At 50.0% G+C, this 4899-nt stretch carries 4 protein-coding genes; 3 read left to right on the top strand and 1 reads right to left on the bottom strand.

The window, feature by feature from the left end; translation table 11 throughout:
• Positions 1-458, top strand: a 458-nt coding sequence (locus RTK32_RS19025; protein WP_312046739.1) for a methyl-accepting chemotaxis protein, incomplete at its 5' end; no start/stop codon positions are given.
• Positions 459-528: 70 nt separating this feature from the next.
• Here the strand turns inward: RTK32_RS19025 and RTK32_RS19020 are convergent.
• Entirely contained in the window at positions 529-1425 is an 897-nt protein-coding gene (locus tag RTK32_RS19020; protein WP_312046737.1) for a LysR family transcriptional regulator, read from the bottom strand.
• Between the two features lie 1005 nt (positions 1426-2430).
• Between RTK32_RS19020 and RTK32_RS19015 the strand changes: the two genes are divergently transcribed.
• Both RTK32_RS19015 and RTK32_RS19010 read left to right on the top strand, forming a co-directional pair.
• A complete protein-coding gene (locus RTK32_RS19015; protein ID WP_312046735.1) occupies positions 2431-3582 on the top strand; it encodes a glycosyltransferase family 4 protein in 1152 nt (383 codons plus the stop codon).
• A gap of 293 nt (positions 3583-3875) precedes the next feature.
• Positions 3876-4899 (top strand): PQQ-binding-like beta-propeller repeat protein (locus RTK32_RS19010; RefSeq protein WP_312046733.1); only part of this gene is annotated, 1024 nt, incomplete at its 3' end.

Genomic DNA, 4899 nt, shown 5'->3' with positions numbered 1-4899 from the left:
TGGTGGTGGCAGGAGAAGTTCGTAATCTGGCGCAGCGCAGCGCCGTAGCAGCGAAAGATATCAACGCGCTGATCGCCGAGTCCTCGGCCCGCGTTGAAAACGGCTCCCGCCTGGCCGGGCAGGCGGAAGAATCCATGAGCGGTATCCTCAGTTCGGTACAACAGGTGCGCGATATTATGGATGAGATCTCCTCTGCCTCGGAAGAGCAAAGCCACGGCATCAGCCAGGTCGGCATTGCGGTGTCAGAACTCGACCAGGTGACGCAGCAAAACGCTGCGCTGGTCGAGCAATCCTCTTCGGCTGCCGCTTCGCTGGAAGAGCAGGCGGCCCGGCTGAACGAGGCGGTTGCCGTGTTTCGGCTGGCAGACAGGAAAGAGACGCCCCGTCGGTCCGGCGTGACAAAACGTCCTTCGCCAGCAGTAACGGCAGGCTCAGTGGATAACTGGGAAGCCTTCTGAGGGTGAGCTAACCTGTCAACAAAGGCCCGATATCGCCTCGGGCCTTTGCGTATGTCCCGCCACGGCAAGGCTATTTTTCGCTGTAGCGAACCGCCTCGACAAACTTTGCAAAAGCGGAAGTATGCTGGCGGCGGCTGGGGTAATAAAGATAATAGCCGGGGAAGGGGGCGCACCATTCTTCCAGCACCTTATCCAGCCGTCCTTCCTTTACCGCTTTTTCAACGGTATCTTCAGGCACCATCGCCAGACCAATACCCGCCTCGGCGGCTTTGATTCGCGTTTGCAGGCTGTTGAGCGTTAGCCGGCCTTCCACCTTCACGCGGATTTCACGCTGGGCTTTGGCAAACTCCCAGGCATAAATACTGCCCATAGTGGGCAGACGCATATTAATGCAGTTGTGCTGCTGCAAATCTTGTGGCGCCGCAGGCTTACCGTAACGAGCGAAGTAGTCAGGTGACCCTACCACGACCATCCGCCAGTCTGGCCCAATCCTTACGGCAATCATATCTTTAGCAACCTGTTCGCCCAACCGTACACCCGCATCAAAACGGCCGCTGACAATATCCGTCAGGGTATTATCGGAGACGATGTCAATATTCACCTCCGGCCAGGCCTTTAAAAAATTTTCTACCGCCGGCCACAGCGAGAGATTAAGGGCATGTTCACCGACGTTGAGGCGGATAGTGCCTGAAGGCCTGTCGCGCAATTCACGCAGGGCTGTCAGTTCTTGTTCAATCTCTTCAAGATGCGGGGCAACGGTTTTTATCAGGCGTTCGCCCGCTTCGGTAGGCGCGACGCTGCGCGTGGTCCGGGTGAGCAGCCGGAGCTGTAGCCGCTCCTCCAGCCCGCGTATGGCATGGCTTAAGGCGGACTGAGAGACGCCAAGTTTGGCTGCCGCTCGGGTAAAACTCCCTTCACGCGCGATCGCGATTAGCGAGATAAGGTCGTTAAAATTTTCTTTCAGCATAGCTATCTCAGAAGAGGAAGGGACAGGGATCCAGTGTAACCTGGCCAAGTCAGACGTACGAAGACTTCCCGATGTGTTTTATTCCAAAAATTTACATTAAATCAACGAGGTGACAACATGGGGCGGGGGGACGTAGCGTTGCTGTCGCCTCGCGCTTTGCGGCAAAAGGGTAAAAATAGCGAGCATACACAGAAATTTCTGGTCATGGCTGGTACTTTTTAAAAGAAATTTCCTTTAATCTGAATGTGGCTTTGAGGGTTTTTTAATCAGAGATTTCTTATTTAAACATCAGCCTTATTAATCTTTCTTTTGCCGTCGGGGGGTGATTGCAGACGCAATTAGCCACGGGAGAAAGCGGAAATATCTTAATTATATGCCCGATGAACACAATCCGGATGAAACCGAAAAAACGTAACAAAGCACAGATATTAGACGAATATCAGATTTACAAAAATTAATACTTTAAAACGCGTTTTCAGAAAATATCATTGCGTCGAAAAGGGTTACCGGTGCTCATATTAGCTGGCGTGATGCTTTTATTGATTTAGCTCAATTTCCTTAACCTTTTGTTTACTTTCCTCTGATTACGCCTGGTCTTGGGGACTTCATTTCATTCGCCTGCGAGCAGTATGCCGACAAGTTACTCTTCACTGATAACCGCGGTATCATTGGGCTGAGCGATGCCAAACGGAAACGGGAGCGCATTTATGTAACTTTTTATTTCAAAAGGTTTCATGTTATTTTTATTTTTACAGCCAGATTTAATCAAACCTCTCCGCTGGAATGGTGAGTAATTTTAACAAATAATTAACTTTATTTCAGCTGCATTCCCTTGCGGAAAACGACGGCTATTTTGCCACTTCTGATATTAAGAATATGCCTGTATTTACTTGATGCGCCTGATGTGATGGAGTAACGGGGCGTCATGGAATGAATACCAGGGCAAATTTGAATTCTAATAACATTACTCAGTGCGGTTAGCATTATTTTCTATGAGGTGGCGGTATGAGAGTCGGCGTATCTAACGATAACTACCCGGAAAAGCGGACGATAATTGTTGATGCTGACGTGGAATATGTGAACTTCAAAAATAAGAACATTTATTCTTATATCAATCTTCTGAACATGAAGTTTCTCAAAAGAGACAAAATTTTTCTGTTTCGGCCGTTGGGCAGAGCACAGAAAAAAAACATTGATGTCTTCCACGTTTTCAATGAGATAGCAATAACCGACCGTAAATGGGTGGCGACGTTTGAAACCGAGTTACCCCGTATCCTGCCGCCTAAAAATGGCAGTAAAGAGGATAATCGCGCAAAGCTGCGACGGCTCTCCTCGGCGCTGACAGCCAATAACTGTCTGGCGCTGATCGCGCTTTCCGGCGCGGCCTATAAGATGGAAATGAAGCTGTTCCATGACAGCCCGGAGCTGTCACGCGTGCTGCGCGAAAAAATGGTGGTGATGCATCCGCCGCAAAAACTCTATATGACCGAACGGCCAGCGCGTAATGCCGCCGACCCGGTTCACTTTGTTTTTATCGGGAAAGACTTCTATCGTAAAGGCGGCGGTGAGATCGTTCAGGCTTTTGGCGAACTGTTGGCCGCTAATACGCTTCGGCCCGAACAGATCAAAGTGACCCTGATTGGCGATCTCGAAAAAACGAATAACTACGCTTTCGGTGCTTATCAGGATGAACCGGCGTTTGCTCGTGAGACGCAAGAGACTATCGCCCGCTATGCGCTTTTCGAGCATCATAGCGCCATGCCTAACGATAAGGTTATGCAGCTGTTACAAAAAGCGGATGTTGGCCTGTTGCCCACCTGGGCCGAAACCTATGGTTTTTCCGTGTTGGAAATGCAGTCCTGCGGCTGCCCGGTGATCACCACTAACGTACGCGCGCTGCCGGAAATAAATCCGGAAGAAGCGGGGTGGTTGATTACGCATCCGTTAAACGATGACTGTGATTATGCCATCACCTCTTTGCAGGACCGCGATGCTCTGCGCAGAAAAACGGTCGACCGCATGAAGAGCATTATTGAAGATATTATCCGTCGGCCTGAACAAATCCATGAGAAAGCCAATGCGGCTATTGCCAGGATTCAGTCTGAACATAATGTCGAAGCCTATCAGGCGCGACTGAAGACGCTGTACAGCAAATAATCTCTTTTGCCTGAACCCCGCCGGGAGCTTCATCTGCCTCCCGGCTTGCCCAACCTCTTTTCTACGCTTTCAATCAGCATCCCCCTGAAATAAGCGCTGGCGTGCCGGACGCTTTAAAAGCTGCTTTCGCGCAGGCTACTTCTACAAACGCGCTATAATAATTCCGTTACTGAATTATCACCTGTAATACATTAATTAAATGGTATTTTCTTTTCGACTAAATTTGGTTAATTTTACGTTACATAATTGTAATTTAAATCAACCAATCCCTGTGGTTAATTCGAGAGACGAAAATGATAAAACTAACGAGTATTGTTATAGCAATCGTCGGTATTGCTATGCTTTACATGGGTGGGAAATTGCTGCTGCTTGGCGGGTCGCCATTCTATGTAGTGATAGCCATCGGCCTGCTGATTACGGCTGTGGCCCTGTTCAAAAATAAAAAAATTGCGCTGTCTGTTTATGCCATTTTAATGTGGCTGGTGGTTGGCTGGACCCTGTATGAGGTCGGCTTTGATAAGTGGCAGTGGATCCCGCGCGGCGACATTATTGGTCTGATGGGCGTCTGGCTTGCCTTACCGTGGGTTGTACGTCCCCTGTCAAAAGCGCAAGGCGCGGCCAGACCTGCCCGCTTCCATCCTTTCCTCGGCACCACCGTTATCATTATTATTGCGCTTGTTATCGGGCTGGCTTTCTATGATCCATATCCGCAGGCCGGCAAGCTGACTAATAAACGCAATCCTGTTGATGCTGCCGCCGTGGCAGGTAATGACTGGGCGGCTTACGGTGGCACCAATAACGGCCAACGTTTCTCCAGCCTCAAACAAATTACGAAAGACAACGTCAGTAATCTGGAAGTTGCCTGGACCTACCACACCGGCGATCTGCGCAACGAAAATGATGCGACAGAATATACTTTTGAAGCGACGCCGTTGAAGGTCAACAACACTGTTTATTTTTGTACGCCGCACAACGAAGTTCACGCGCTGAACCCGGAAACCGGCGAGCTGAAATGGAAATATCAGCCTGCGAAAGATCGTTCTTATCTGCAGCAGCACCAGACCTGTCGCGGCGTCAGCTATTATGCGCCAGAGTCTCCAGTATCATCACCGGATGCGCCTGCGCTATGTCGGAAGCGCATTTTTAACGCGACTACCGATGCTAAACTGATCGCGTTAGATGCGGACAGCGGCAAGCCGTGTGCGGACTTTGGCGATAAAGGCATCGTCGATTTGCGCGCTAATATGGGTAACATCCGTCCGCATGCGCTGATGCAAACCGCTGCACCGCTGGTCGCGGGCAACCTGGTTATCGTAG

Origin of the sequence: Erwinia sp., from assembly GCF_031978025.1 — a bacterium.
GTDB lineage: Bacteria > Pseudomonadota > Gammaproteobacteria > Enterobacterales > Enterobacteriaceae > Erwinia.
The sequence above is the reverse complement of the archived record's forward strand: the minus strand, read 5'-3'. Positions and strand labels throughout refer to the sequence as shown.